This window comes from Brucella tritici, assembly GCF_008932295.1.
Classification (GTDB): domain Bacteria; phylum Pseudomonadota; class Alphaproteobacteria; order Rhizobiales; family Rhizobiaceae; genus Brucella; species Brucella tritici.
The window spans coordinates 158,244-182,590 of sequence record NZ_WBWA01000001.1 but is presented as its reverse complement, the minus strand read 5'-3'; the positions used below and the strand labels follow the sequence as shown (position 1 = coordinate 182,590).

The window sequence follows — 24,347 nt, the reverse complement described above, 5'->3', positions numbered from 1 at the left end:
GTCCGAAACTCGGAATCGCTTTTCGGAAAGCTTGATGTGTAGTTTCAATAGCTTGGAGTGCCCTGCGTGCGCCCATAAGGACACGCAGCACTTTAATGCCCGCTGATAGTTATGTTCTGATCGTCAAAAAAGGGACCGGTTGCTCCAGCAGTTGGAACTATTTGGGCTTCAGAAATTAACCATCTGTTAACCATTGCGCATATAGACCGGATAAACCGTTTTTTAACCAAGATGAATCAAGTGCTAACACAGTCTCGTCCAATCCGCTTGAAAGGGAGGTCCTTTCTTGCGCTGGTACTCTCGCCTGAACTGCCGCTCGATGGCTGGCTCGACAAGCTGGACGATCTTGCAGCCCGTTCAGTGGGGTTCTTTCTGAATCGCCCGATCGTTCTCGATCTGGAGAATGTTTCGATCGAGCGTCCCCAATTGGTTCAGTTGCTTGAGGATCTGGTTAAACGTGGCGTCTGGATTACGGGCTTTGAAAATGCGCGGCCCTCTCTATTGGGCCCAGGCATGCCGCCCGCAATGCGTGGTGGGCAGCCTGCAGCAGATTTCGACCCGGAGATCACAGAGCCGAAACCGCAGGAGCGTGCACCGGTTGCCTCCGCGTCGGTGCAACTTGTCAAGGCTGTTCCGTCCATGGTCGTCACCGAGCCGGTTCGGTCTGGCCAGTCGGTCTATTTTCCGGACGGTGATGTAACGATTGTTGGCTCTGTAGCGTCCGGTGCGGAAGTGGTGGCAGGTGGTTCGATCCACGTTTATGGCGCGTTGCGCGGTCGTGCGATGGCCGGAACAGCCGGAAATGCCGATGCGCGCATTTTTTGCCGCAAGATGGAAGCAGAACTCGTTGCCATCGACGGCCTCTACAAGACGGCCGAAGACATGGAGAGCCGATTGCGTGGACAGGCGGTCCAGCTTTGGCTCGACGGCGATTATATGATGGCAGAAACGCTGAGTTAGCATTGCCCTCAGAGCTGAGAAGCTTTGAGAGAAGCAGATTCCAATTGGATTTAAGGCACTTTTGGGTGTCGTAAAAGAAAAGCAGAGCACTTCATATCCCGGGTAACGAATGCTCTGGAGGCGCGCGGGAGATACAGGAGACAAATATGGCAAAAGTGATTGTTGTAACTTCCGGTAAGGGTGGCGTTGGCAAAACGACATCAACCGCTGCAATCGGCGCTGCGCTGGCACAACGCGGTGAAAAGACCGTCGTTATCGATTTCGATGTCGGTCTGCGTAACCTCGACCTCGTCATGGGCGCAGAACGCCGCGTCGTATTCGATCTCGTCAATGTCATTCAGGGTGACGCAAAGCTTCCGCAGGCTTTGATCCGCGACAAGCGCCTTGAGACACTGTATTTGCTGCCTGCCTCCCAGACGCGCGACAAGGATAACCTGACCACCGATGGCGTTGACCGCGTCATGGAAGATCTCAAGAAAGAGTTCGACTGGATCATTTGCGACAGCCCTGCCGGGATCGAACGCGGTGCCACGCTCGCCATGCGTCATGCGGATATGGCTGTGGTCGTCACGAATCCTGAAGTGTCGTCCGTGCGCGATTCCGACCGTATCATCGGTCTGCTGGATGCCAAGACACTCAAGGCCGAGCGTGGCGAACGCGTGGAAAAGCATCTTCTGCTGACCCGCTATGACCCGGTGCGCGCCGAGCGCGGCGACATGCTGAAGGTCGATGACGTTCTCGAAATTCTGTCCATCCCGCTTCTGGGTATTATTCCGGAAAGCCAGGATGTTCTGCGGGCATCCAATATTGGTTCGCCCGTAACGCTTGCCGATCAGCGCAGTGCGCCTGCATTGGCTTATCTCGACGCAGCCCGCCGCCTCGCCGGTGAAGAAGTGCCGATGACTGTTCCATCCGAAAAGCGCGGCCTTCTGGGTAAACTTTTCGGAAGGAGAGCGGCATGAGCCTGTTTCGTTTCTTCAGTAAGCCTGCTTCCGCGCCGCAAGCGCGCGAACGGTTGCAGGTTCTGCTTGCCCATGAAAGGGCGTCACACGAACATTCTGATCTTGTTGCGGTATTGCGAGAGGAAATTCTCGCCGTTATCGCCAAACATATCCAGATTGATCGCGACAAGGTTAGCGTGAAAATGGATCGGGGCGATCAGATGTCGACGCTCGAAGTCGATATCGAACTTCCGTTGAAGACGAAAGCGAAGGTGCGGGCAGCCTGATTAGTACCAAATTTGCGGATAGCCGAAAAAGATGGAGGGAAAAACCATGAACCGCGGTGCACTTCTCACCAGATTGAAGGAGCTTCAGGAACTTCCAAAGTTTCAGAAGCGGGATATCTGTACCATAAGCGCTTTCTTGCAACTCGAGGCACTGGCAGAGCATGTCAGGGTCTGCGAAGAGGCGGCAGGCGTTGCACAAACAGGGCAGGATCATTGATCCTGCCTTTTTTCTTGTAAGGCTCAGCTTTATTGAGTGCTCCGAGCTCCTCGGCTTTAGGCGGGCGGATCAGGGGTGCCGCTTTTATGGCACGGCAAAAAACATCTGCAAATAGCAGCCGAGGAAGACAAGGGCGATCAGCGCCGCGATGAGGAACAGGAGCTTCATTCATCATGCATCGCTCAATCGCTGTTCACGTTCAAGAAAACAGATGGTGATTGACGGGATCAGTGAAGAAAATCCTTCTCTATCCCATTGTTTTAATCTAATTTTTGGAAGTGGTGGCTTGCCTCATTTGTTTGAGATGGGTGCAAGCTCCTGTCGTGCCGTTGTCAAAACCGCCTGTGTCAGGCTTGCAAGCCTGTCAGCCGCAAGGCGGTTGACCTGCCAGAATAAAGGAATATCCAACGGTGTGTCCGGGATCAATTCGATGAGCCTGCCTGATTGCAAATGGTCACCCACCAACTGCATCGGGTTCATCCCCCACCCCATGCCTGATAGGCTTGCATCGACAAAAGCCTGTGTCGAGGGAAGCCAATGTGTCGGGCATGCTATGTCGGCTCTGAGGGCAGCGCGCACCCACTGATCCTGCAATCTGTCCTTCTGGTTGAATGTCAGAGCCGGGGCCCTGGCGATAGCATCGCGGGTTATTCCACCTGGAAAGTGGCGAGCGACGAAATCTGGTGATGCCGTGGCGCGATATTGGAGAATACCAAGCGGCGTCAGACGGCAGCCCTGAACCGGTTTGGACAGGGAGGTTACGGCAGCAACGACGCGTCCGCGCCGCAGCCATTCGGCAGTGTGATCCTGATCGTCTACCGCAATGTTGAAGAGATACTCCGATGACGTGCTGAAATGCGAAATCGCTTTCAGAAACCACGTGCCGAGACTATCGGCATTGGTCGCTATATGAAGCGTTACGCGCTGTGCAGTATTCTCACTGCCGGACAATCCAGGCAATTCCGCCAGAAGTTCGCGCTCAAGCATGCCCACCTGCTCGATATGCCGGCATAGCCAGTCGCCTTTCTCTGTGGCCATGCAAGGAGAACCTCGTTCAATGAGCACGGCACCAAGCCGCTCCTCGAGATGTTTGACACGTTGTGAGATCGCTGACGGGGTCACGTTCAATGCCCGTGCGGCCTTCTCAAAACTGCCTGTCTGAACTACCATCGCCACTGCTCTTAAGGCGGAATAGTCGATCATTAGAATTCCTAAATTGAAGTTATCAAGTTTAACTATTCTAACTCTCTAACTTCCGGTATCCAAGTGCCAACTGACCCCAGATGGCGACCATTTATGAATCCTTCAGTCTATGTAACCGGCCTTACCATGGGCCTCACTCTCATTGTTGCCATCGGTGCACAGAACGCCTTTGTCTTGCGGCAAGGACTGCGCGATGAGCACGTGTTTGCCGTAAGCCTTGCTTGTGCCGTATCGGATGCCATCCTGATCCTGATCGGCGTCACAAGCTTCCAGAAGATCGCTGCTATCATGCCTGCGCTTGATCCCATTATGCGATATGGCGGTGCGGCTTTTCTGATCTGGTATGGTGCGCGCAGCCTCTATTCCGCTTTTACCTCGTCGGCTGTTCTGGCCACTGCAAACGGGGCGTCTGTGAGTCTCACCAAGACACTTGCAACCTGTCTGGCGCTGACATGGCTCAATCCGCATGTCTATCTGGATACTGTCGTCCTTCTCGGAACGATCTCCACGCAGTTTCAGGGTTTGGAAACATCGTTTGCCGCAGGTGCGATCACGGCGTCTTTCGTGTTCTTCTTTTCGCTTGGCTTTGGTGCTCGCTGGCTGCGCCCGATTTTTGCCCGCCCATCTTCGTGGCGTATTCTGGAAGGCGTGATTGCCGTCACGATGTGGTCAATTGCGCTGAAGCTCGTGATTGGCATGTAAGGAAAAAGCCGGACGCGATAAATGCATCCGGCTTTTTGAGTTTTCGGAGGGACGTTGTCTATAGCCCCATGGCCTTCAGTTCCTGAAGCGGAGGGATCGTTTCGTACATGACAGGGTCGAGACGATCCCAGATGATGCCGCAGGTTGGCTTGTGCGGGTCCTTCACCTCGATTGTGCGGGTGGGGGTGAAAATCACGTCCGCAACTGTATCGTAGACATCCGGCGTCAGCTTTTCACTTAGAACCTGACAATCATGCACGACCGCCGCTGCTGGCGTTGCGGCGGTGATGCGGCCCAGACGGTAAAGCATGCCCCATTCGGCATCGAAGAAACCATGTCCTTTGCCAAAACGGACCCCTTCGAGATTGATCGCGCCGGTGCCGGTAACCATGTAGTCGACGACCGGCATGGCCGAGATATCTTTCAGCGTTACCGGCTGTCCTACACGCTCCATGCCGTCGAGCGTCGAGGCATAAAGATAATAGTCCGGCGAAATCAACTTCGGATCGAGAACCCAGAAGCCGCGCTTGATCGAATATGTGGTTATCAGAACGGTCTTACCGTCTTTCAAAGCTTGAAGACGCAGGCGGTCGAGACAATTATCTGGCGTGATGAAGATGAAATCTGCATTCTGATAATAGTGATGGCTTGTCAGACGGGCTACCGCATCCTCTCCACCTTCGAAATCCGCGATGAACTCACCAAAGTCGAAATGGAAACGGCTATCCGGGACAGCAACCTTGCGCAACTCGCTCCACACACGTTCGCGAACGGAAGCTTTGTGATCGGTGATTTCCATGGGGACTCCTTGCATTTTAGTCTGCCGGGCTCATGCCGCGGCGTGCGAGCACCTGGCGCTCGCAGAGGGCTACGATTTGATAGAAAAAGACGGACAGCATGACGGACACCACCGCAACGGCCCAGATCATGCCGTAGTCGAGATATCCGCGTGACTGGTTGAGAAGGTTTCCGAGCCCCGTACCCGTGGCCAGCCATTCGGCAATCATGACACCAAGCAAAGCGCGGGGTACGGCAAGGCGAATGGCAGCGAAGAGATAGGGCAGGGAGGCGGGTACGGATACCAGACGGATTTGTGTCCAGATGCTCGCACCATAGGCGCGGGGCACGTCCAGCGCCGCACGAGGAACCAGTGACATACCCTGCGCCATGGTCACGAAGGCAGGGAAGAATGTGACCGACACCGTGATCCAGAGGATGACGGATGGTCCGCGTCCCAACAACAAAACGAGCAGGGGCGTCAGGGCGACGAGCGGCATCGTCTGCGTGACAAGAGCGACAGGCATGAAGCCGCGCACGATGGCAGGTTTGGCAACGGAGGCGATAGCGAGTGCAAAGGCGAAAAGGATGCCTGCTGCCATACCCAGAAAGGTAAGCGGCAAGGTCTGCGAAAGCGCCGTCAGCAATTTTGCCTGCGCGGGAGCTGCCGACGGAGCGAGGAATAGATAGTCGAACAGTCCGGCCGGCGTTTTGGCAATCATGGCCGGTGTTCCCATGGCCACAAGCAGTAGCCACCACAAGACGAATGGAAGCGCGATCGAACAAATGACGAGAATAAAATTCAAACCGCGCGAGCTGCGCGGGGTAGCGTTCGGAGCGTTGGCTGGGACGGTGATGGCCTTGGTGCTGCCGGTCAGCATTTTTGCAAGGATGGAAAAGAGCGCATAGGCCAATCCTGCAAGCAAGGTAGCACACAAACCGATACCCCAGAGCCGGGTCGGTTCAGCTCTCCCGAGAGAGCCGATCAGATAGGCGCCGAGACCAAAGCGTCCGCCGCCACCAAATTCGGCCAGAATGGAGCCCAGAACTGCATTCGGAGCCGCAATTCGCAGACCGGCAAGGATCGACGGCAGGGCGGATCGCAATTGCGCCAGACGCAGCACTTTCCATCGGCTGCCGCCATAGGCACGAACAATATCCACCACGCGGCGGTCTGTCTGGCTGATGCCGGTCACGGTAGCGGCCATGGTGATGAAATAACAACCGAGCGCCGCCAGCGTGATACGCGGCGTCATTCCTGAGAAAGTCAGCACCAGAATGGGCGAAATGGCAATTGGAGGCAGTGCAAAAATCGCGATGTTGACGCCACGTCCCAGTTTCGCGGCAGCCGGAAAGAGAGCGAACAGAATGCCTGCAGCAACGGCAACAAGGTTGCCGATGACAAAGCCAGCACCTGCGCCCTGAAGCGTGGCCAGTATGTGGGCTGGATAATCGGCTCGGTCGATCCACAGGCGGGCCAGAATTGCCGAAGGTGCCGGCAAGGCGCCACCTGCGATCAGGGAAAAGCGGCCGCATATCTCCCAGGCTGCAATGAGGATGACCCAGTTGCGCAAGGTAGAGAAATGGTTCGATGGCTTCATGTCAGCCATGCAGAGCCTCCGCGACTGCGTCCTCCAGCGCATGGAACTGCGATGTGCTGAATATTTCGGGGCTGCGTGGGCGTTCCAGCGGAATATTGATGATCTGCGCGATGCGTCCGGGGCGACTGTGCATCACCACGATCCGGTCGGCGAGAAAAACCGCCTCGTCTATGCCATGGGTAACGAGCAGGGTGGTCGCCTTGCTTTCAAGCCAAATGCGCTGAAGCTCGATGTTCATCTGGCGGCGCAATATCTGGTCAAGCGCGCCGAAAGGCTCGTCGAGAAACAGAACGCGCGGATCGGTGACCAGGGAGCGGGCAATTGCCACACGCTGGCGCATGCCACCTGAAAGCTCACCTGGAAGCGCCTTCTCGAAGCCTTTGAGGCCAACAAGGGCGATCAATTCGGCAATCCGCTCAGCCTTTGCGGAACGAGACTGGCCAAGTACATCCAGCGGCAATGCAATATTGTCTTCGACACTGCGCCAGGGCATGAGCGCCGCATCCTGAAAAGCCACACCGGTCAGTCCGGCCTTTGCTGCTTCTGCAGGGCTTTTGCCCATGACCGAAATCGAGCCGCTATCGGGTTGGTCGAGGCCGAGTGCCAGCCGCAACATGGTCGACTTGCCACAGCCGGACGGCCCGATAAGTGCAGTGAGCGAGCCGGTCGGGCATGCGAGCGAGACATCGGATAATGCAATTACATTCGTGCCGCGCCCCGAAAAAGAGCGCGTCACATTTTCAAGTTTGATCCCGGACATCTCAGGCATCAAATCTCTTCTAGAAGCGTAGTGTCGAAATGATCCCGCTTGGCGGCGATACCAATCGTACCGAGCGCCTTGATCGTGTTCTCGATGGCTTCTTCGCTCATGGAGAATACACCGTTCGGCGACTCGATCAGCGGCTTCTGGGCGGTGTTGAAATAGATTTCATTTTCAATCGACCGGCCCGTACCCTGGAACCAGCTGTCGGCAAATTTTGGCGGGTAGGCTGCCGGGTCCTTGAGGTTTTCATCCCAGCCCTTGCGGCTTGCGCGAAGGAAAGCAACGAGATCCTTGCGCTTTGCCTTGAGTGTTTCTTCCGTCACGACAACCGTATCGTTGAAGATCGTAAAGCCGAAATCATAGACCAGGAAGGAAACGGCCTCTTCGCCTGCCTGCTTGATGGTGAAAGGAACATTGGTCGTAAAGTCGAGCGAAGCGTCGATTTCACCCTTGATGAGCGGCGTTGGATCATAGGCGTAAGGAACGATGTTGACCTGAGAAGGTTCGATGCCCGAAATCTTCAGCATGGCTTCGACCGAGATGACATTGACCGGCGGCACAGCCAGCGTCTTGCCAATCAGGTCCTTTGGCTCCTTGATCGGGTTTTTGGCGAGCGAAATAATGCCGATAGGGTTCTTCTGATACTGGGCGCCGATGATCTTGAAAGGCGCCCCCTGTTCGACGATTGCCTTGATCGTCGTGTCAGGAGTGGTAAGGGTCAGGTCGGCCTTGCCCGCGATGATCGTGCTTTCCGGGATGACGTCGGGCCCACCGGAGATATAGTTCAGGTTGAGGCCTTCTTCGCGATAGAAGCCCTTGTCGACTGCAATGAAATAACCGCTGAATTCTGCGTCATTGATCCAGGAGGCCTGAAAGTTGAACGGTGCATCCGCTGAGGCAAAACGGCTCATAGCTGGCAGAGCGGCTGCGGCGCCCATAAGTCCTAGAAAACGGCGGCGATCCAGGGCAATATTCATTGAATTTTCCTTTTGGTGCTGAACTGTCAGGCAATGCCGCGCATGCGTGCAAGTTCACGCAGCGGCGGGATGGACTGGATTTCTTCGGCTGAAACGTCGTTCCAGCGAATACCGCGCGGCCTGCGACGGTTACGTGTTATCTCAATCAGGCGGCTGGGCGTGGCAATGAAATCAAGAGCAATATCGTTCTCCGATACGTTGAGGCGCTCTTCCACGATCTGTACGTCATGCACGGCTGCTGCGATCAGAGACTGCTCGTCAGCAAGACCCAGATCCGTGAACATGCCCCATTCCAGATCAAAGAACGCATGGCCTTTGCCAAAGCGGACTCCATCAATGGAAACAGCGGATGCGCCAGTCGCAATGACATCAAAACGGCCGATATGAGTCAGGTCTTCGAGACTGACCGATCGACCGAAATGTTCCATACCGTCAAGCCAGGCCGCGGCTTTCTCCAACCCCGGGGGAACGGATCCCGGTTCCAGCAGGAGAAAGCCGCGCTGCATGCCGTAGGTCGGCATGATGAATGGTGTACCCGACATGATCAGGCGACGGCGCAACTCGATCATGGAATTATCTGGCGTCACAAAAACCAGTTTGGCTTTCGCAATTCCTTCGACCGCCAGCAAGCGATCCGTAGCTGCCTCTACACCTTCAAAGTCCGGTATGAATTCCGAGAATTTGAAGTGGAAGCGTGCATCAGGGCGGGCGACGTCTTTCAGCCGATCCCAGATGCGCTGCCGTATACTGCGGGAATACGCCATGGAGATTCCATGAATTTCAATGTTTCATTATCAATGAAACAAATGTTTCAGTATTGCAAGAGGCGATGATAAGCTTTTTTAGTGCACAGAGAGATTCGGAATAAACGCACATGGCTTCACGTCTGGTACTGCGCATACAGGAGCGCTACGCAAAGCTCACCGCAGGCGAGCAGAAAATCGCGCAGCTCGTTCTCGAGCGCGAGGACGACATCCTGATACATTCCGCTACTGAAATCGCGGAGATGGCTGGCGTATCCAAGGCGACCACAGCTCGTTTCTTTCAGCATCTGGGCTATGCCGATTTCAATGAAGTGAAACTTCAGGCGCGTGAGGAGCGCAATCGCACCGAACCTTTTGAATATTCAAGTACGGTTGACGAAGAAGTGCCGCTGGTGCGTACCATCAGTGCGCATCTTGATCTGGAGATCGCCAATATAACCCGAACATTCGAGGCGCTTCGGTCCGACAAGATGCGTGAAGCTGCCGAACTTCTCGCAGAAGCGCCGCGTGTCTGGGTGGTCGGGATAGGCGACGAGGAAGGGTTCGCGCGTTATGCGCGGCTCTTGTTCTCAAGGTTACGTCACAGTGTGATGATCCTTGGTATCAATCAGGGTTCGTGGGCTGAAGACCTTGCCATGACTGGTCCGAAAGATGTGTTGTTGCTGATTACGCTGCCGCCGCATCGGGCATTGTTGAAACAAATTCTTGGTTATGCGGCTACGAGCCGGTTGAATATTGTGACCATTACGGACCGGGGATCGGTTTCGGAGGTCCAGCGTTATGCGCGCGTCGTGCTGCCCTGTCATGTAGACAGCTTCGCATTGGGAGCATCTTATACCGCCGTCAGCAGTGCCATTCGGCTTCTCGCTTTGACCTATGCTTCGCATGCAGGCAAATCGGCGCAACAGCGGCTGGAGATCGTTGCTGGTATTCACGACGAACTTGACGATATGGACTGAAGCTCACCGCTTAGTTGTTTCGGACGTGTTCCGGGCGGAAGCCGACCCCGATCAACCTGCCCGCCAGATGTGCAAGAATCGGCCAGCGTGCGAGGTGGCGCATAAACGAAGGTGGCCCGTCGCGCCTGGTATTGTTCGTTTCGCGCTTGCGGCGATCACTGCGCATCATCAATTGAAGCTTCTGAGTTGCCTTTGTCGGAAAACGACGCCGCGCTTCGACTGCAGCGAGATGCGGTTCTAAAGTTTGGTTTTCCTGAAGCGGTGCGGACAGAATATTTGCAGCTGCAACGGCGTCCTGAATGGCGAGATTGACCCCAAAGCCGCCGATTGGCGACATGGCATGAGCGGCATCGCCGATACACAGAAGCCCCGGCTTCCACCATGTTTTGAGTCGGTCGATGCTGACACTCAGGAGATGAACGTCATCCCATGTGCGTATTTCATCCATTCGGTCGGCGGGCAACGGGGAGACTTCTGCAACTGCCTTGCGGAGTGCATCGAGTCCTCCTTGTCTGACGTCAGCAAAGGTCTGTTTGCGGAGCACATAACCGCATTGCCAGTAATCGCCGCGATCGATCATGACGAAACCCTGCCGAGGACCGCCGTGGCCCATCGTATAGGGCGGGTCATTGGGGGCGTGTGACAGCTTGATCCAGAGAATTTCGCTTGGCGAGCCAAAGCTTTCGACCTCCAGACCGGCCTTTGTGCGAACCGTGGAGTTTCGCCCGTCTGCCCCTACGACGAGTCTGGCATTAATCCTGATCGATTCATCGGATGTTGTCGCAAGGAGGCCGGTGACCTTCCCATTCCGTTCGATCAGGTCGACCACGCTCGCAGACATAATGAGTCTGAAGTTCGAATATTTCGCGGCTTCGCGTGCAATATAATCCAAAAACTCCCATTGCGGCATGAAAGCGATGAAACGACACTGAGCGGGAATTTTCGAAAAATCGGCTATTGTGATGTCCTTGCCGCCGATTTCCGCATGTAGCCGATGCGCTTTGGTATGGGGCAAGGCAAGAAGGCCATCCAGCAAGTCGAGTTCATGCATGATCTGAAGGGTGGACGGGTGAATTGTATCGCCGCGAAAATCGCGCAGAAAATCTGGGTGCTTTTCGATAACGGTCACGTTGACACCTGAGCGCGCCAGCAGAAGCCCCAGCATCAGCCCTGCTGGCCCACCACCTGCTATCACGCAATCGGTTTCGATATGACTGATATTCGATGGGGCTGGCTGCATCATGACTGTTTCACTCGACCGCGCTTGTTTTACACACAAGACATAAAAAGACCGGCGCTCTCAGTAGGTCAAGCGCCGGCTGGAAGTCTACGCGACCAATAGAGGTCAAAACATGAATTAAATTATCAAGTTTAATTTGTCAACCGGGCGAGCCACGCCAGCGAGCAATGCCGTTCAGCTTGACTTGCCGGCTTATCCAGCATTGAGAATTGGAACCTATCCGAGCGCGGGCGGCGTTCTTTTGCCAAGTTGTCGTTCGCGGAAGACCGAGAACAGCCCGGCGCCGACAACGATGATCGCACCGGCGATGATGTTCCATGTCAATTGTTCGTGGAACACCGTGACTGCGATACATGCGCCGATAACGAGTTGCAGATAGGTGAGTGGCTGTACTTCTCCGGCCTCCAGAATGTTGTAGGCGCGGATAAGAAAGTAATGGCTTGCAATGCCACAGGCACAAAGCGCTGCCATCCAGAACCAGTCGCTTCTGGCAATCGGCATGAGATAGAAGCTGCCGACAAATGTGAGGGCAACAGCACCGGCCACGCCGGTATAGAAGAAACTCGTCATGGCATCGTCACTCTTGCTGACGGCGCGTGTCGCAACCGCGTAAATGGCGAACATGACCATTGCAGCCACGGGCAAAAGCAGGCTTGCATCGAATGTCGCGTTCACTGGATTGATAATCAGCAAGACGCCAATCAACCCCACGATGATGGCTGTCCAACGTCTCCAGCCCACCTTTTCGCCAAGGAATGGTACGGAGAGCATTGTCACCAATAGCGGTGCACCTTGAAAGATCGATTGTGTCGTTGCCATGCCCGCGCGGCTGAGGGCGAATATGAACGTGACGATTTCAGCAGCAAGCAGGATACCGCGGAAAACCTGCAAAAAAGGACGTTTCGTTGCTGCGGCCTTGGCTATGCCGCCGGAGCGGATTGCAAGCAGGAGAACGAACGCTGCAAAAACCCAATAGCGGATCATCGTGATGAGGATCGGTGAATAATGGGTGCCAAGATACTTCGAGATACCATCCTGCGTTGCAAAAATGGTAACCGCGAGGAGTGTGAAGAGATAACCTTGGCCTTTGCGTGTCATGGCGCACTCATATCGATACAGCCTCGGAGCTGCCACCCATAAAATCTGAAATGCGCACATAGTATGAGTATTCCATCTTTATCGACGGAAAGATTTCCAGGCGATGTGCTTTGATGGATTGACACCCTCACGTTCTCGGTTATTCTGTTATAAAAGCTTATATAACATAATTGTGGAACTATTCAAAAATGGGGGTTATGCCTTGCGGATCAAACTAGCACTCCTTCTGGCTTCTGCCATGATCTTCAGTCCCGGTGTTTCGCTGGCGCAGGACAAGGGCGGCGTCATCAATGTCGCGACCATCGGTGAGCCGCCGACGCTCGACCCGATGGTATCCACTGCCGATCTTGTGGGTATCGTGACGCAGCATATTTTCGAAACGCTCTACACCTTCGACAAGGAATGGAAGCCGACGCCATTGCTGGCAGAAAGCCTGCCCGAAATCAGCGCGGACGGAAAAACCTATACGATCAAGCTGCGTTCCGGCATCAAGTTCCATGACGGTAGCGACATGATGTCGGAAGACGTGGTTGCGTCGTTGGAGCGCTGGACGAAGCTCGCTTCGCGCGGAAAGCAGGCGTCAGCCTTTATCGAAAATATTGCGGCGACTGATCCGGCCACAGTGACGATAACGCTCAAGCAGCCCTATGCGCCATTGACCTCTTTGCTTGCCTTCAACAATTCTGCGGCGATCATCATACCCTCGGAAAAGCAGGCTGAGCCTATGAACGAGTTTATCGGCACCGGTCCCTATATGCTCAAGGAGCGAAAGGCAGATCAGTATATTCAACTCGTGCGTTTCGACGGTTACAAGTCGCGCGACGGCGAGAGCGACGGTTATGGCGGTGCGCGTCATCAATATCTCGACGAAATCCGCTTCGTATCGGTCCCGGACGCCAACACTCGCGTCGAGGCAGCGGTTTCCGGACAGTATGATTATGTCGATTCCATTCCGGTTGAGTCATTTGACAAGATCAAGTCTTCGACAGCTTCCCAGCCATTGCTTCTCAAGCCCTTCGGCTACCCTGTCTTTGTTTTCAACACCAAGGAAGGCGTGGCGTCGAAACTGCCTGTGCGCAAGGCCGTAACCCACGCATTGAGCATGGAAGACATGCTTGCGGCTGCGTTTGGCAGTACGGAATTCTACGCATTGGACGGTGCCTTCTATCCGTCCAATTTCGTCTGGAGTACTGACGCTGGCGTTGAAGGCAATTATAATGTGGCCCAGCCGGAAGCTGCAGCCGAAGAATTGAAGGCTGCTGGCTATAATGGCGAGCCGTTACGCATTTTGACCAGCCGCCAGTATGAGTTCCATTATAAGATGGCGCAGGTGGCTGCAGAATATCTGAAGCTTGCCGGTTTCAACGTGGATTTGCAGGTTGTCGATTGGGCGACACTGACGCAGCGCCGCGCTGATCCCAAGCTCTGGGATATCTACATAACGCACAGCCCTTTCCTGCCCGAGCCTGCTTTGATGGGTTCTCTGTCGACCAGTTCGCCGGGTTGGTGGGACACGCCAGCGCGTAAAACCGTAGTCGATGCATTCACGTCTGAATCCAATCCGGAAAAGCGCATTGCGCTGTGGGCAGACGTTCAGAAGACCATTTATGACGAACTGCCCCTGATCAAGATCGGCGACTTCAATGCTGTTGCGGCAATGTCCACCAAGCTGGAGGGCGTTGAGCCCGCGCCGTGGCCTTACTTCTGGAATGCTTCGCTGAAGAAGTAACTTCCGGGCAATGCAAATGCCGTCCGTCCGGTCGGCATTTGCTGAAGTGTTCAATCTGGAGAATCTGATCGCATGGTGCGCTACATCCTTCAGCGGTTTGTCGGCATGGCTGTCGTCATGTTTCTGGTCGTGACGATCGTATTCGTGATTGTCCGGGTGACGCCAGGTGATCCTGCCGCTGTCATGCTTGGACCGGATGCATCGGCGCAGGACATTGCCGATCTGCGCGCCCGACTTGGCCTCGATCAGTCGCTGGTCATTCAATACTTTTACTACATCGGTCAGCTACTGAAGGGCGATCTCGGTCAGTCGATCTTTCTCAACATGCCGGTCGGTGCGGCATTGCTTGACCGGGCCGAGCCAACATTCTTCCTGACCGTTCTTTCGCTTCTGATTGCCTGCATCATTGCTCTGCCGGTTGGAGTTTATGCAGCTTATCGGCGTGGTTCCTTTGTCGATCAGGCTGCAACGACGGTTGCCATGCTTGCAGCGAGCATACCGAGCTTCTGGCTCGGCCTTATCCTCATGCAGTTTTTTGCGGTCCGGCTGAACCTGTTTCCTGTGTCCGGCTATGGCGGTCCGGGTTCGAGCTTTATGGATCGAATGTATCATCTGATCCTGCCAGCCATCGCACTGGGGTTGGTTTCCTCTGCTCTGATCCTGCGCTTCACACGTGCCTCGATGCTTGATGTTCTCGGTGACGACTACATTCGCACGGCGCGTGCAAAGGGTTTGATTGAGCGACGTGTAATCATGAAGCACGCATTGAAGAATGCGCTGATCCCGATCCTGACTGTTGTCGGTCTCACCGCAGCCGTCCTGATCTCCGGAGCCGTTGTGACGGAAACGGTATTCGGCCTGCCGGGGGTTGGCAATCTTGTCGTGTCTGCGGTCCTGCGACGGGATTATCCGGTAATTCAGGGCGCGCTGCTCGTCATAGCAGGGCTCTATGTCCTGATTAATTTCATCATCGATATGCTCTATCTGTTCGTAGATCCGAGGGTTCGCTACTGATGGCCGATCTTGTTACGACCACGCAAAAAGCCCCTTCGGAACGGGCTTTGTTCATCCGTCGGCTGTTCAAACGCAAGACGGTAGCGGCCGGCATTATTGTGCTTGCAGTCTTTGCTATCCTCGCGCTGCTGGCGCCCTGGATCGCACCTTATTCACCGTCGAAGCTATCCATCGTCAACCGCCTAAAGCCGCCAAGCGAGATGTTCTGGTTCGGTACGGATGAGTTCGGGCGTGACGTCTTTTCTCGTACGATCTATGCCGGACGGTTGTCACTTATGGTGGGCGCGGCTGTTGTCGTCCTGTCGGCGATCATAGGGGTGACACTAGGATTGCTCGCAGGCTTTTTCCAGCGTCTGGATACGCCCATCGCTCGCCTGATCGACGCGATGATGGCGTTCCCCGATATTCTGTTGGCCATTGCGCTGGTCGCTGCGCTTGGCCCATCGCTGGCGACGGTCATCGTTGCACTGTCTGTCGTCTACGCACCGAGGCTGGCGCGCATCGTGCGCGCCTCAACGCTGGTGATCCGTGAATTGCCTTATGTCGAAGCGGCTCAATCGCTTGGAATTTCGACATTCCACATCATGACGCGGCACGTGCTGAGAAATCTGATCTCGCCCATCATCGTGCAGTGCACTTTCCTCTTTGCGAGCGCAATGCTCGCCGAAGCGGGGCTCTCCTTCCTTGGTTTGGGCGTAAGCCCCGAGATCCCAACCTGGGGAACCATGATTGCCGCAGGACGCCAATATATCGGCCAAGCCGACTGGATGACCTACTTCCCCGGATTCGCCATCATTCTTTCTGTCCTCTCGCTCCAGATGGTTGGCGACGGACTACGCGACATGCTCGATCCAAGACTGCGAAGGGATTTGTAATATGATTTCCGGTGAACAGGCGAAGCCGCTTCTCATCACCAATGTCAAACCGGTAGCTTTCGGTGCAGAACATTCAGATACGACGACCGATATTCTGGTCGGAAAAGACGGCAACATCAACGCCATCGGCAAGTCGTTGAACGCACCGGCAGAGGTGGAGCGTGTCGATGGCAAGGGAGCCTGGATTTCGCCGGGTTGGGTCGATCTGCATGTCCATATCTGGCACGGCGGTACGGATATTTCGATACGTCCTTCGGAGTGCGGTGCTGAGCGAGGGGTGACAACGCTCGTTGATGCCGGTTCGGCGGGAGAAGCCAATTTTCATGGTTTCCGGGAGTATATCATCGAACCGTCCAAGGAACGGATCAAAGCCTTCCTGAATCTCGGCTCCATCGGCCTTGTCGCGTGCAACCGGGTTCCGGAATTGCGAGACATCAAGGACATCGATCTCGACCGTATTCTCGAATGCTATGCAGCCAACAGTGAGCATATTGTCGGGATCAAGGTCCGGGCCAGCCACGTCATAACCGGGTCATGGGGCGTTACGCCAGTCAAGCTTGGTAAAAAGATCGCCAAGATACTCAAAGTGCCTATGATGGTGCATGTAGGCGAGCCGCCCGCGCTCTATGACGAGGTTCTTGAAATTCTTGGCCCTGGCGATGTGGTCACGCATTGCTTCAACGGCAAATCCGGCTCCAGCATCATGGAAGACGAAGACCTGTTCAACCTCGCGGAACGCTGTGCAGGCGAGGGTATCCGGCTGGATATCGGCCATGGCGGGGCGTCCTTCTCGTTCAAGGTCGCTGAAGCGGCAATTGAACGTGGCCTCCTTCCATTCTCAATCTCGACGGACCTGCATGGCCATTCGATGAACTTCCCTGTCTGGGATCTGGCGACAACCATGTCCAAGCTGCTGTCGGTCAACATGCCGTTCGAAAATGTCATCGAAGCTGTCACGCACAATCCGGCGTCGGTGATCAAGCTCTCTATGGAAAACCGGCTTTCGGTAGGACAGCGCGCAGATTTCACGATCTTTGATCTGGTCGACGCCGACCTGGAAGCGACGGATTCCAATGGCGATGTGTCTCGCCTGAACAGGCTTTTTGAACCCCGCTACGCAGTCATCGGTGCCGAGGCCATTACGGCCAGCCGCTATATACCGCGTGCGCGCAAACTTGTTCGTCATAGCCATGGCTATTCGTGGCGCTGATACCGTCGGCGCAGCATTGAATTTGCGGGAACGTCCCGTGACGAAATGATGAGGAAAATTCGTGTCTCATTCTCCCCAAACGACCGAAGTACAGCATTCCCCCTATGACCGGCTGGCTTCGCTTGGCATAACTTTGCCACCACCGCCACCGCCTATCGCGAATTTTGTCACACATGTTCGGGAAGGCAATATCCTTTATCTTTCCGGGCAGGGGCCGCGGGAAGAGAGCGGACATTTGCGTGCGGGTAAAGTCGGTGGCGATATCGGCGTGGATCAAGCCTATCAGGATGCCCGACTGACGGGTATCAATCTGCTGGCCGTCATGCACGAGGCGCTTGGCGATCTTTCCCGTGTGAAGCGTGTCGTGAAGCTGTTGGGGATGGTCAATGCCGTGCCGGACTTCGAGCTGCACCCCAACGTCATCAATGGCTGCTCCGATCTTTTCATCGAAGTATTTGGCGCTGCCGGACAACATGCGCGTTCAGCCGTCGGCTTCGGTTCCTTGCCGGGCAATATCACGGTTGAAATCGAAGCGATCGTCGCCCTGAACGACTAGGACAGCGTCAATGATTGCGCCAACCCATCAGCTTTTCGATCTTCGCTGCCGACGCGCGCACCTGACTGGTGTAACGGCCTTCGTCGGAAAGCACTTTCTGTTCCGGGAGCACGATGGAGATTGTCGCAACGCATTGTCCATCGCGGTCGCAGATCGGGGAAGCAATACAGGCAACCGCATAATCGGATTCCGCAATCTGGATCGAGAGCCGCTCATCGAAGGCTTTCGCCGCAGCCTCCGAAAGACTTGCGGCGTCGATTTCGGCTCGACCGGTTGGAGAAGTTCGGGCGCAGCGCTTGAAAAGCTCTATGCGTTCATTTGCAGCCAGGTGACCGACCAGCAGACGTCCGGACGCGGTCCAGTTCAAGGGCACTCTTGTGCCGACACGCGAGGCGACTTGGAACGGGCTTGGCCCGTCCGCCATGGCCAGAACGAGCATATGATCTCCGTCCCGTCCACACAGCTGCACCGCTTCGTTCGCTTCGCGGCAAAGATCATGCATCTCGTGCGTGGCGACGCTCATGAAATCAAGCGAGCGCGCATAAGCAAGACCGTAGTGATAGAGCCGCGCACCGAGCCAGATTGCGCCATCCGCGTTGCGGGCGAGCATATTCTTTTCAACGAGATCATCGATGGTCACATAGACCGTCGACAAGGGCGCCTTGATCGCCTTTGCAATCGCATAGGGACCAGCCGGAGCTCCGGTTTCATAAAGATAATCAATCACCTGCAACGCGCGATCTATGCCGCTCACACGCGAGCGACGTGTCGACTTGGCTTCGGTGTCGTCTGCAGGGGCCGTTTCAGCGGGGGTGGTGGATGATGATGCGCTCACTCATGTGCTCCATGTGAATTCGAGAAGTTATTACATTATTATGGTATATTCGTCTATGCCTGAGACAGCGAAAGAAATGGGAGAATTGAAATGACCGATGATATCCGCCGCAAGATCGGGCTTCGACCGGTCATCAATGTTTCCGGTACGATGACATCGCTTGGCGCGTCCATCGTTGTGCCTGAGGCGGTAGAGGCGATGGCGGCCATCCTGCCGCAATTCGTCGAGGTCAATGATCTCCAGCGCAAGGCAAGTGAAGTGATTGCGCGATTGACAGGCGGCGAAGCTGGTTTCGTCACGGCGTCCTGCTCGGCAGGCATTACGCTTGCTGTTGCCGGAGCTATGACAGGCAACAACCTTCTCGCAATTGAAAAGCTACCGGACACTACACCGGAAAAGAACGAAGTTCTGGTGCAGACCGGTCACGTGGTCAGCTACGGCGCACCGGTCGATCAGGCAATCAGGCTTGCGGGTGGCAAGGTCGTTCTGATCGGACAGGCAACATCGATGCATCGCTATCACATGGAAAATGCGATTACCGAAAAGACGGCTGCGGCGGTTTATGTCGTATCGCACCACGTCGTCGACTATGGCCTTTTGCATCTCAGTGAGTTTGTCGAGATCGCGCATGCCAAGGGCGTGCCAGTGATCGTGGATGCCGCATCTGAATACGACTTGAAGCTGTTTCTGGAAAAGGGCGCAGACGTCGCAATCTATTCGGGACACAAGTTTCTGGGCGGTCCGACCTCCGGCATTGTTGCAGGTAAGAAGGAGCTCGTCCGCAATGCGTTCCTGCAAAATCTCGGCATCGGGCGCGGCATGAAAGTTGGTAAAGAGAGCATTTATGGCGTTATGGCGGCGCTGGAAGCGTGGGAAAAGCGCAACCATGCCGGAATTCGCGAGAGGGAGACTACATATCTGGAACTGTGGAAGAAGACGCTGGATGGCCGTCCCGGCATCACGGCTCTGATCGAACCAGATCCGACCAACAACCCGCTCGACCGCCTGCGAGTGATCGTATCGGCCACTGACGCCCACATCACAGCCTGGGATCTGGTAACCGTTCTTGCCCGAGGGAACCCACCGATCATCACCCGAGATCACGAGGTGGAACACAATTATTTCTATCTCGATCCCTGCAATCTCCATCCAGGGCAGGAGACCATTGTTGCTCAACGTCTTGGGGAGGAACTCGACAAAGCCCGGGCATCGAACGAGATTATCGCCACTCCCTTTGAGGATCGAAGCAGGCATCGCTTCGACAGCTTGCTGCGTTGGCCGGATTGATTGGCGGAGCCTGAGTAAAGCGGAGGAACATCATGACGTCTGAGAAAATTGCGACGGTTGGAAAACACGAACCTGTTCTATCCGTTCAAGGGCTGAGCACCTCTTTTCTGGTCGATGGTGCCTGGAAACCGGTTGTGGATGACGTTTCCTTCGATGTCCATCCCGGAGAAACCGTCGCAATCGTCGGGGAATCCGGCTCAGGCAAGAGTGTCACCTCACTGTCGATCATGCGTCTTTTGCAAAAGGATACGAGCCGCATCGAAGGCAGTATCAGGTTAGGAGATAGGGAGCTTCTGACGCTTCCAGAAGAGAAAATGCGCCGGATACGCGGCAACGAAATCGCTATGATTTTTCAGGAGCCGATGACGAGCCTCAATCCGCTCTTCACAATCGGAGACCAGATTTCGGAAGCATTGCTCTGCCATTCGCAAATGTCAAAGGCAGATGCGCGTGCTGAAACGATCCGCTTGCTTGAAAAGGTCCGCATCCCGTCCGCAGTATCCCGCTTCGATGAATATCCGCATCGCTTTTCAGGCGGTATGCGCCAGCGTGTCATGATCGCGATGGCTCTGGCATCCAGACCCAAACTGCTGATCGCCGACGAACCGACGACGGCTTTGGATGTAACCATTCAGGGCCAGATACTCGATCTTATCAAGACGTTGCAGGAAGAGGAGGGCACGTCCGTTCTTTTCATCACGCATGACATGGGCGTGGTGGCCGAAATATCGGATCGTACAGTTGTCATGTTTCGTGGAAAGCAGGTTGAGACAGGGCAGACAGTCGATATCTTCCGGCAGAGCAAACATCCTTACACACGTGCACTTTTGTCGGCAGTTCCTGTACTGGGTTCAATGCAGGGCTATCAACGTCCTCTGCGGTTTCCGATAGTAGACAATGCGACCGGCCTTTCGGAAAAGCCGGTCGAGGTGGCGGATACGGTCGACAAGGTCGATGTACCCGTGTTGGAAGTGAAAGGCCTTACCAAGCGCTTCGAGATTTACTCAGGTTTCATGTCTCGCCTGAGCGGGCGTGTCCATGCCGTGGAAAATGTGTCCTTCGATCTCCGCAAGGGAGAAACCCTTTCGCTGGTTGGCGAGAGCGGGTGCGGTAAATCGACGACTGGACGCGCCATCATGCGACTGACCGAACCGGATTCCGGTGAGGTTTTGGTTGAGGGCCAAAATATTCTGGCCCTCGACAAGCAGGCCATGCGCGGGATGCGGAGAACGGTTCAGATGATCTTTCAGGATCCCTATGCATCGTTGAACCCGCGCATGACGGTGGGAGTCGCTATTGCGGAACCTTACATCGAACACCGGCTGGGAAGCACACGGGACGCGAAGGATGTTGTTGCAGACATGCTGGAAAAGGTTGGCCTGACGCCGGATATGGCAAAGCGCTACCCGCATGAATTCTCTGGCGGGCAAAGGCAGCGTATTTGTATAGCCCGGGCGCTGGCCTTGAAACCTAAAGTCATCGTGGCAGATGAAAGTGTGTCCGCGCTCGATGTCTCGATCAAGGCACAGGTCATCAACCTCATGCTGGATCTCCAGCAGAGCCTCGATCTGGCATTCCTGTTCATCTCGCACGATATGGCCGTCGTTGAGCGTGTAAGCCATCGTGTGGCGGTGATGTATCTGGGCGAGATCGTAGAAATCGGGCCGAGGTCGTCGGTGTTTGAGAACCCCCAGCACGACTATACACGCAAGCTGATGGCGGCTGTGCCGGTTCCTGACCCTGACCGACGCAGGACCAAGCTTTCAAGCGAAACGGGGGAACTCAAGAGTCCCATCCGTCCGGCGGATTTCGCGGTGCCTTTACGCGAGTATCGCGAGGTATCGCCTCAGCATTTCGTGGCGTTGTAGCGCACGCAATTCGTCATGGAGCGCCTAGACGATCCAGCGCAGTGCGAAGTGGAGCTTCAGAAATGTGGATCAGTCCGGCATAAGGACTCGCCATGTCCGAAATCACGAAAATCGCGCCGGCGACGGACAATGAGCATACGATTATTATCAATATGACAGTACTGTTTAGCGGAGCCTGTAGCCCAAAAGTTGCGAATAAAAGCGCCAACCATGAAATCAGTACGATGAGAAATGGGGCAGGCAGCCCCTCATCTGTTGTTTCCACCAATTGCCAGTGACCTTCGGCAATCATTCCGCTGACTTCCAGCGCACGTGCTTGGAGGGAGCTTTGCGCGGCGTCCGTCGGGTTCAAAGCACGCAGACTGGCCTGAATATCCTCGATATCCTTGAACTCCGGCAAAGCTCCATCGGAAAGCTCGTCGGCTCGCTCGGCATTCCACGCTTGATCAAGACGTTTCTGGATGATTTGCTTGAGTACGGCACGTGGATGCTCCGTTTCAGGGCCGTAGCGCGCCATGATCCGATCCAGCAAGACAATGCGAGCCGCCGATGTTTTCATCTCGGCTTGTGCATCGTCATAATCGGATTTTGCCGAAGCTATCAGAAGTCCGAGAGCAAGGGCGGAAAGTGTTCCGACAACGGCGGTGGCAAGCCGGATGACATCCTTGGACTCGGAGTTGAGGTGATGCTCAGGCAAACGCATTCGAGCGAACATGCCAAGCATGGTCGCTAATATCAGGATGAAGAATACCAGTGCTCCAAGCAATAAGGAGTTCAACTTCGCCTTCCGCGACTTGTTCCCGAATGATTGCCTTTTGGAACTCAGTATATCATCTGTGAGTTGAGATGCAGCTTCACCAAAAGGATGGCTTACACTGCCGTCACAGAAAAAAGGTCGGCACAATATGGCCGACCTTTCTGGCGTTGAAACTGCTTTCAATCAACTCTCTGTATGTTGCTGCTTGGCGAGATTCTCGACGCTCATGTCCGGTTCATTCCGGGTTTTATACAGCGAGTAAAGTACACCGCTTGCGAGGATAGTCAGCGTTACGACAAGTGACAGCAGCGTATTGATGTGAACGCCAAGCGGCACAAGGAAAATCTTGATGCCGATCAACACCAGAATGATCGCAAGCGACACCTGTAGGTAGCGGAACCGGTTCATCGCCGCAGCCAGCGCGAAATAGAGCGCGCGCAAACCCAGAACGGCAAAGATGTTCGAAGTGTAGACGATAAAAGTGTCCTGGGTGACAGCGAAAACCGCTGGGACAGAGTCGACCGCGAAGATCAGATCGACTGTTTCCACCATGATAAGTGCGACCGCCAATGGCGTCAGCCAGATGACCATCTTGCCCGTTTTGGGATGTGGCTGCTTGACTGTGAAATTGCGGCCATGCAGTTCGCGAGTGATATTGAACCGGCGACGCAGGAATTTGAATATGGCGTTCTGTTCGATGTCGGGCGTCTCGTCCTGATGGCCGAACATCTTGAAACCGGTGAAAACAAGGAACGCGCCGAAAAGGAAGAGAATCCAGTTAAACTCGTGCACAAGTGCGGCACCGAGCCCGATCAGGACTGCTCTGAAGGCGATAACGCCGAGAATACCCCAGAACAAGACACGGTGCTGGTAAAGACGGGGAATGCCAAGAAAGCCGAAGATCGTTGCGATAACAAACATATTGTCCATCGCAAGGCTCTGCTCGATCAGATAGCCGGTATAAAATTCCAGCCCGGATTCCGCCCCGCGCTGCCACCAAACCCAACCACCGAAGGCCAGTGCGATCACGACATAAAAGCCATAAAGCAGAAGGCTTTCCTTGGCTTCGATCTCGTGCTCGTCACGATGCAGAATCCCGAGGTCGAAGACAAGCAAGCCGACGACGACAATGATAAACGCCGCCCAGAAATATACAGGTGTGCCAAGAAATTCGCCCGAAAGGGCTACAATAAGCGAATCCATCGCCGGACCATCTCCATTTGAACAAGTGGAGCAGCCCCGACATCGCCATAGCGGTAGCCATGACCAGAGGGGCCCGGCGCTGCATTTCTTCAAATGTGTATGGTTTTGCCAAGTTCAAGAGTGGAACCTGAATTTTTTGTAATGTTCGACCGGTACGCGTCCCGTTTGATGCCTCTTAATACAGGCTATGATGCTGAAGCGGAGAACTGGAAGTTAGATGCCGCTAAACGCGACATGAAAGAAGCCAGAAAACGTTATAATATTCTGTATATAATATTGATTTTATTGAGGAAAATTTGTTTACTTTTTCTTGTGTGGACGAGCCTCGCGAAAGTGCGGCCTGAATAGAACCGCGTGTCATCGTCAAAGACAAGCTGTGCTCTTGCGATGCCGCAAAGCGGGAGATCATACCGTCGGCAACGGTATGAAAAAATTACCAAGCCTGCTCTCTATCAAAACCGACAAAGTTGGGGTGGCTCTGCCTCGGAAAAGTGGAGAGGTTTTGATGAGTTGAAAGGAAACCT

24 protein-coding genes are annotated in these 24,347 nt (G+C 54.9%); 12 read left to right on the top strand and 12 right to left on the bottom strand.

Annotated elements, in window-relative coordinates:
• Positions 1 to 231 precede the first annotated feature (231 nt).
• The 3 genes from minC (at position 232) to minE (ending at position 2,188) form a co-directional block, all read left to right on the top strand.
• A complete protein-coding gene (gene minC / locus F9K91_RS00840) occupies positions 232 to 960 on the top strand; it encodes a septum site-determining protein MinC (RefSeq protein WP_061346660.1) in 729 nt (242 codons plus the stop codon).
• A 146-nt stretch (positions 961 to 1,106) separates the two neighbouring features.
• On the top strand, positions 1,107 to 1,922 hold the full coding sequence (minD, locus tag F9K91_RS00835; protein WP_010660936.1) for a septum site-determining protein MinD: 816 nt from the start codon (positions 1,107 to 1,109) through the stop codon (positions 1,920 to 1,922).
• Positions 1,919 to 2,188, top strand: a complete 270-nt coding sequence (minE, locus tag F9K91_RS00830) for a cell division topological specificity factor MinE (protein WP_006468449.1) — start codon at positions 1,919 to 1,921, stop codon at positions 2,186 to 2,188. Before minD ends, minE begins: the two co-directional genes overlap by 4 nt.
• A gap of 164 nt (positions 2,189 to 2,352) precedes the next feature.
• Here the strand turns inward: minE and F9K91_RS25840 are convergent, their stop codons facing one another.
• Together F9K91_RS25840 and F9K91_RS00825 are read right to left on the bottom strand one after the other, a co-directional pair.
• Positions 2,353 to 2,580, bottom strand: coding sequence for a hypothetical protein (locus tag F9K91_RS25840; protein ID WP_167522133.1), 228 nt, complete (start codon positions 2,578 to 2,580; stop codon positions 2,353 to 2,355).
• Positions 2,581 to 2,696: 116 nt separating this feature from the next.
• The gene (locus F9K91_RS00825; RefSeq protein ID WP_109986785.1) at positions 2,697 to 3,608 is read right to left on the bottom strand and encodes a LysR family transcriptional regulator ArgP; all 912 of its coding nucleotides are present in this window, start codon (positions 3,606 to 3,608) and stop codon (positions 2,697 to 2,699) included.
• A gap of 93 nt (positions 3,609 to 3,701) precedes the next feature.
• On the opposite strand from F9K91_RS00825, the gene F9K91_RS00820 reads away from it, so the two are divergent.
• Positions 3,702 to 4,310 (top strand): LysE/ArgO family amino acid transporter, encoded by a 609-nt coding sequence (locus F9K91_RS00820; protein WP_151676937.1) that lies wholly within the window; start codon positions 3,702 to 3,704, stop codon positions 4,308 to 4,310.
• A 58-nt stretch (positions 4,311 to 4,368) separates the two neighbouring features.
• Here F9K91_RS00820 and F9K91_RS00815 read toward each other — a convergent pair whose 3' ends face one another.
• From F9K91_RS00815 to F9K91_RS00795, 5 genes are read right to left on the bottom strand one after another with little or no spacing between them, the layout of a single operon-like run.
• Positions 4,369 to 5,109, bottom strand: a complete 741-nt coding sequence (locus F9K91_RS00815; RefSeq protein WP_010660940.1) for a 5-formyltetrahydrofolate cyclo-ligase — start codon at positions 5,107 to 5,109, stop codon at positions 4,369 to 4,371.
• A 16-nt stretch (positions 5,110 to 5,125) separates the two neighbouring features.
• Positions 5,126 to 6,697, bottom strand: a complete 1,572-nt coding sequence (locus F9K91_RS00810) for an ABC transporter permease (RefSeq protein ID WP_151676936.1) — start codon at positions 6,695 to 6,697, stop codon at positions 5,126 to 5,128.
• A complete protein-coding gene (locus F9K91_RS00805) occupies positions 6,690 to 7,457 on the bottom strand; it encodes an ABC transporter ATP-binding protein (RefSeq protein ID WP_151676935.1) in 768 nt (255 codons plus the stop codon). Before F9K91_RS00805 ends, F9K91_RS00810 begins: the two co-directional genes overlap by 8 nt.
• A complete protein-coding gene (locus F9K91_RS00800; RefSeq protein WP_151676934.1) occupies positions 7,457 to 8,428 on the bottom strand; it encodes an ABC transporter substrate-binding protein in 972 nt (323 codons plus the stop codon). The genes F9K91_RS00805 and F9K91_RS00800 overlap by 1 nt, the downstream gene beginning before the upstream one ends.
• Positions 8,429 to 8,454: 26 nt before the next feature.
• Positions 8,455 to 9,192, bottom strand: a complete 738-nt coding sequence (locus F9K91_RS00795; protein WP_061346653.1) for a 5-formyltetrahydrofolate cyclo-ligase — start codon at positions 9,190 to 9,192, stop codon at positions 8,455 to 8,457.
• 110 nt (positions 9,193 to 9,302) lie between these two features.
• Between F9K91_RS00795 and F9K91_RS00790 the strand changes: the two genes are divergently transcribed.
• Entirely contained in the window at positions 9,303 to 10,151 is an 849-nt protein-coding gene (locus tag F9K91_RS00790) for a MurR/RpiR family transcriptional regulator (protein ID WP_151676933.1), read from the top strand.
• A gap of 10 nt (positions 10,152 to 10,161) precedes the next feature.
• Here F9K91_RS00790 and F9K91_RS00785 read toward each other — a convergent pair whose 3' ends face one another.
• Together F9K91_RS00785 and F9K91_RS00780 are read right to left on the bottom strand one after the other, a co-directional pair.
• Positions 10,162 to 11,394 (bottom strand): FAD-dependent oxidoreductase, encoded by a 1,233-nt coding sequence (locus F9K91_RS00785; protein WP_151676932.1) that lies wholly within the window; start codon positions 11,392 to 11,394, stop codon positions 10,162 to 10,164.
• A gap of 213 nt (positions 11,395 to 11,607) precedes the next feature.
• Entirely contained in the window at positions 11,608 to 12,489 is an 882-nt protein-coding gene (locus F9K91_RS00780; protein ID WP_151555060.1) for a DMT family transporter, read from the bottom strand.
• 238 nt (positions 12,490 to 12,727) lie between these two features.
• Between F9K91_RS00780 and F9K91_RS00775 the strand changes: the two genes are divergently transcribed.
• The 5 genes from F9K91_RS00775 (at position 12,728) to F9K91_RS00755 (ending at position 17,873) form a co-directional block, all read left to right on the top strand.
• Entirely contained in the window at positions 12,728 to 14,218 is a 1,491-nt protein-coding gene (locus F9K91_RS00775; RefSeq protein WP_412842131.1) for an ABC transporter substrate-binding protein, read from the top strand.
• A gap of 72 nt (positions 14,219 to 14,290) precedes the next feature.
• Positions 14,291 to 15,232, top strand: a complete 942-nt coding sequence (locus tag F9K91_RS00770) for an ABC transporter permease (RefSeq protein WP_167522138.1) — start codon at positions 14,291 to 14,293, stop codon at positions 15,230 to 15,232.
• Positions 15,232 to 16,107 (top strand): ABC transporter permease, encoded by an 876-nt coding sequence (locus tag F9K91_RS00765; RefSeq protein ID WP_010660950.1) that lies wholly within the window; start codon positions 15,232 to 15,234, stop codon positions 16,105 to 16,107. Before F9K91_RS00770 ends, F9K91_RS00765 begins: the two co-directional genes overlap by 1 nt.
• A 1-nt stretch (position 16,108) precedes the next feature.
• Positions 16,109 to 17,317 carry an amidohydrolase/deacetylase family metallohydrolase gene (locus F9K91_RS00760; protein ID WP_151555062.1) on the top strand — a complete coding sequence of 403 codons (1,209 nt, stop codon included), beginning with the start codon at positions 16,109 to 16,111 and terminating at the stop codon, positions 17,315 to 17,317.
• 61 nt (positions 17,318 to 17,378) lie between these two features.
• Positions 17,379 to 17,873, top strand: coding sequence for a RidA family protein (locus F9K91_RS00755; RefSeq protein ID WP_036577528.1), 495 nt, complete (start codon positions 17,379 to 17,381; stop codon positions 17,871 to 17,873).
• A gap of 7 nt (positions 17,874 to 17,880) precedes the next feature.
• Here F9K91_RS00755 and F9K91_RS00750 read toward each other — a convergent pair whose 3' ends face one another.
• Positions 17,881 to 18,708 carry an IclR family transcriptional regulator gene (locus F9K91_RS00750; RefSeq protein WP_151555063.1) on the bottom strand — a complete coding sequence of 276 codons (828 nt, stop codon included), beginning with the start codon at positions 18,706 to 18,708 and terminating at the stop codon, positions 17,881 to 17,883.
• Positions 18,709 to 18,798: 90 nt separating this feature from the next.
• Here F9K91_RS00750 and F9K91_RS00745 point away from each other — a divergent pair, with 90 nt between their 5' ends.
• Together F9K91_RS00745 and F9K91_RS00740 are read left to right on the top strand one after the other, a co-directional pair.
• Complete coding sequence (locus F9K91_RS00745) at positions 18,799 to 19,995, top strand: aminotransferase class V-fold PLP-dependent enzyme (protein ID WP_151676930.1); 1,197 nt, start codon at positions 18,799 to 18,801, stop codon at positions 19,993 to 19,995.
• 32 nt (positions 19,996 to 20,027) lie between these two features.
• Positions 20,028 to 21,863 carry an ABC transporter ATP-binding protein gene (locus tag F9K91_RS00740; protein ID WP_151676929.1) on the top strand — a complete coding sequence of 612 codons (1,836 nt, stop codon included), beginning with the start codon at positions 20,028 to 20,030 and terminating at the stop codon, positions 21,861 to 21,863.
• A gap of 13 nt (positions 21,864 to 21,876) precedes the next feature.
• Here F9K91_RS00740 and F9K91_RS00735 read toward each other — a convergent pair whose 3' ends face one another.
• Both F9K91_RS00735 and F9K91_RS00730 read right to left on the bottom strand, forming a co-directional pair.
• Positions 21,877 to 22,641, bottom strand: a complete 765-nt coding sequence (locus tag F9K91_RS00735; protein ID WP_151677056.1) for a bestrophin-like domain — start codon at positions 22,639 to 22,641, stop codon at positions 21,877 to 21,879.
• Between the two features lie 162 nt (positions 22,642 to 22,803).
• Positions 22,804 to 23,823, bottom strand: a complete 1,020-nt coding sequence (locus F9K91_RS00730) for a TerC family protein (protein WP_151676928.1) — start codon at positions 23,821 to 23,823, stop codon at positions 22,804 to 22,806.
• Positions 23,824 to 24,347 lie beyond the last annotated feature (524 nt).

Excerpts from the sequence above, each read along its gene's own strand:
- F9K91_RS00730 (WP_151676928.1), bottom strand. The coding sequence starts at position 23,823 with ATGGATTCGCTTATTGTAGCCCTTTCGGGCGAATTTCTTGGCACACCT.
- F9K91_RS00795 (WP_061346653.1), bottom strand. The coding sequence starts at position 9,192 with ATGGCGTATTCCCGCAGTATACGGCAGCGCATCTGGGATCGGCTGAAA.
- F9K91_RS00780 (WP_151555060.1), bottom strand. The coding sequence starts at position 12,489 with ATGACACGCAAAGGCCAAGGTTATCTCTTCACACTCCTCGCGGTTACC.
- F9K91_RS25840 (WP_167522133.1), bottom strand. The coding sequence starts at position 2,580 with ATGATGAATGAAGCTCCTGTTCCTCATCGCGGCGCTGATCGCCCTTGT.
- F9K91_RS00810 (WP_151676936.1), bottom strand. The coding sequence starts at position 6,697 with ATGGCTGACATGAAGCCATCGAACCATTTCTCTACCTTGCGCAACTGG.
- F9K91_RS00800 (WP_151676934.1), bottom strand. The coding sequence starts at position 8,428 with ATGAATATTGCCCTGGATCGCCGCCGTTTTCTAGGACTTATGGGCGCC.
- F9K91_RS00775 (WP_412842131.1), top strand. The coding sequence starts at position 12,728 with ATGATCTTCAGTCCCGGTGTTTCGCTGGCGCAGGACAAGGGCGGCGTC.
- minC (WP_061346660.1), top strand. The coding sequence starts at position 232 with ATGAATCAAGTGCTAACACAGTCTCGTCCAATCCGCTTGAAAGGGAGG.
- F9K91_RS00805 (WP_151676935.1), bottom strand. The coding sequence starts at position 7,457 with ATGCCTGAGATGTCCGGGATCAAACTTGAAAATGTGACGCGCTCTTTT.
- F9K91_RS00815 (WP_010660940.1), bottom strand. The coding sequence starts at position 5,109 with ATGGAAATCACCGATCACAAAGCTTCCGTTCGCGAACGTGTGTGGAGC.
- F9K91_RS00760 (WP_151555062.1), top strand. The coding sequence starts at position 16,109 with ATGATTTCCGGTGAACAGGCGAAGCCGCTTCTCATCACCAATGTCAAA.
- F9K91_RS00765 (WP_010660950.1), top strand. The coding sequence starts at position 15,232 with ATGGCCGATCTTGTTACGACCACGCAAAAAGCCCCTTCGGAACGGGCT.
- minD (WP_010660936.1), top strand. The coding sequence starts at position 1,107 with ATGGCAAAAGTGATTGTTGTAACTTCCGGTAAGGGTGGCGTTGGCAAA.
- F9K91_RS00820 (WP_151676937.1), top strand. The coding sequence starts at position 3,702 with ATGAATCCTTCAGTCTATGTAACCGGCCTTACCATGGGCCTCACTCTC.
- F9K91_RS00825 (WP_109986785.1), bottom strand. The coding sequence starts at position 3,608 with ATGATCGACTATTCCGCCTTAAGAGCAGTGGCGATGGTAGTTCAGACA.
- F9K91_RS00740 (WP_151676929.1), top strand. The coding sequence starts at position 20,028 with ATGACGTCTGAGAAAATTGCGACGGTTGGAAAACACGAACCTGTTCTA.
- F9K91_RS00785 (WP_151676932.1), bottom strand. The coding sequence starts at position 11,394 with ATGATGCAGCCAGCCCCATCGAATATCAGTCATATCGAAACCGATTGC.
- minE (WP_006468449.1), top strand. The coding sequence starts at position 1,919 with ATGAGCCTGTTTCGTTTCTTCAGTAAGCCTGCTTCCGCGCCGCAAGCG.
- F9K91_RS00790 (WP_151676933.1), top strand. The coding sequence starts at position 9,303 with ATGGCTTCACGTCTGGTACTGCGCATACAGGAGCGCTACGCAAAGCTC.
- F9K91_RS00770 (WP_167522138.1), top strand. The coding sequence starts at position 14,291 with ATGGTGCGCTACATCCTTCAGCGGTTTGTCGGCATGGCTGTCGTCATG.
- F9K91_RS00745 (WP_151676930.1), top strand. The coding sequence starts at position 18,799 with ATGACCGATGATATCCGCCGCAAGATCGGGCTTCGACCGGTCATCAAT.